The organism is Photobacterium sp. GB-72, from assembly GCF_003026095.1.
Taxonomy (GTDB): domain Bacteria; phylum Pseudomonadota; class Gammaproteobacteria; order Enterobacterales; family Vibrionaceae; genus Photobacterium.
The window spans coordinates 1-1,031 of sequence record NZ_PYNV01000044.1; the positions used below are offsets into that span (position 1 = coordinate 1).

The window sequence follows — 1,031 nt, forward strand, 5'->3', positions numbered from 1 at the left end:
TGAATACGGCTAGAGCTTTCGCCTAGTAGCGCTTCAGTCACTTCAGAGTGGTAACATAAACCGTCGTAAGTACAGTTAGTTACAACCGCGTAGCTCGCTTTTTTCTCATCAGCGTTGAAAGGAATGCCCGCATTTTTAGCTTTAAGTGCGATGCCTTCTTTGCTCATTTGAACTTGGCTGATTGGACCGATAATACCGTAACAGTTACGGCTAGGTACCATGTAGATAGGGCGCGCACCCGTTAAGATCAGACCTTGCTCGATTGATTTGTGACAGTTACGGTCACAAATAGCGATGTCGTCATCTTTCAAACATGCTTGCATGATTGTACGGTTTGAACCAGAAGTACCTACGATACCAGAGTAAGATTGGTGAGCACCAAATACTTTAGCAGCTTCAACTTCTGAATCTTTGAATGCGCCGCTGTGGTCAAGTAGAGAACCCAGTGCTGCACGTTCGATACCCATATCGGTACGGAATAGATTTTCGCCGAAGAATTCGAAGAATTGGTTACCAGCAGGGGTCTTAGTAAAACCGATACCACCTTGGTGACCAGGCGCAGACCATGAGTACTCATGGATGTCGTTGTAGTGCATCATCGCTTTCATGAAAGGCGGTAGCACTTGTGAGCGGTAACGACGCATAGCAGCAACGATACGGCCAGCAACGAAATCTGCAGTATCTTCTAGTACTGAGTAACACTCATCAACACGTTCCATTAACTGGCGGTTGTTAAGAATAGAAGTACGAGCGCGTTCTGCTAGTAGAAATACTGGCACTTCAGGTTGACGTGCTTGTAGTGCTGCTAACAAATCAACTTCTTCGTGAGAGTTAACGATTTGCTCTTCAGTTTTTTCAAGAGCCAATACAAGGCTATCGATTTGAGATGCCATGATAACCGCACGTGCATCTTCGTAAGAAGTGGCAGTAACGATTTCGATAGTACGGCTTTCTAATTCAGCGATTAATGATTTAGTTGCACGATCGGCAAAGCTGTTTGGAGTAATGTTTTGGTGCTCAATAACGAGAGC

The 1,031-nt window shown here is 45.0% G+C and carries 1 protein-coding gene; it reads right to left on the reverse strand.

The window, feature by feature from the left end; translation table 11 throughout:
* On the reverse strand, positions 1 to 1,031 hold a 1,031-nt coding region (locus tag C9J40_RS21760; protein ID WP_304590053.1), incomplete at both ends, for an Orn/Lys/Arg decarboxylase N-terminal domain-containing protein.